The 645-nt window shown below is 71.2% G+C and carries 1 protein-coding gene; it reads left to right on the top strand.

Annotation, left to right across the window (positions count from 1 at the left end; all coding sequences use genetic code 11):
- Window positions 1-175 precede the first annotated feature (175 nt).
- On the top strand, window positions 176-535 hold the full coding sequence (locus IH13_RS0114630) for an arsenate reductase family protein (RefSeq protein WP_031084528.1): 360 nt from the start codon (window positions 176-178) through the stop codon (window positions 533-535).
- The last annotated feature ends 110 nt before the right edge of the window (window positions 536-645 follow it).

Raw genomic sequence — 645 nt, 5'->3', positions numbered from 1 at the left:
AGATGTGTATAAGAGACAGGTGCAGCGGCTCGGTCGTGGCTGTGGCAACGGCCATCGGCAACCTCCTGGCACAGTGGTGGAACCCTCACGAACTGCTTCCATTTTACCGCCCGGCACTGACAATCCGCCCTGGCCAGAGGCCATTTCGGCAGGTCACTCCCGTACCCTGGGCACCATGGAGATCTGGATCAACCCCGCCTGCTCGAAGTGCCGCAGCGCCGTCGGACTGCTCGACGCCGAGGGCGCCGAGTACACCGTCCGCCGGTACCTGGAGGACGTGCCCTCCCCGGACGAGATCCGGGACGTGCTGGGCCGGCTCGGGCTCGAACCGTGGGACATCACACGGACCGGGGAGGCCGACGCCAAGGAACTGGGCGTCAAGGAGTGGCCCCGGGACGCCGCGTCGCGGGAGCGGTGGATCACGGCGCTGTCCGAGCACCCGAAGCTGATCCAGCGGCCCATCATCACCGCCGAGGACGGGAGCGCCGTGGTGGCCCGGTCGGACGAGGCGGTCAGGGACGCGCTGGGACGGTGAGGAACCACCCGGTCCGGCGGGCGGGTTCGGCCGCGCCGGGTCGGCGACGGGTGGCGGGTGGCGCCGGCGGGCGAGGGCGGCTCCGCGTGCGGGAGCAGCCGGTTCACGGC

This window comes from Streptomyces sp. NRRL WC-3549 (assembly GCF_000721935.1).
Taxonomy (GTDB): Bacteria; Actinomycetota; Actinomycetes; order Streptomycetales; family Streptomycetaceae; genus Streptomyces.
The sequence above is the reverse complement of the archived record's forward strand: the minus strand, read 5'-3'. Positions and strand labels throughout refer to the sequence as shown.

What these genes read in the sequence shown, in the direction of transcription:
- IH13_RS0114630 (WP_031084528.1), top strand. Translation starts at nt 176, where the DNA reads ATGGAGATCTGGATCAACCCCGCCTGCTCGAAGTGCCGCAGCGCCGTC.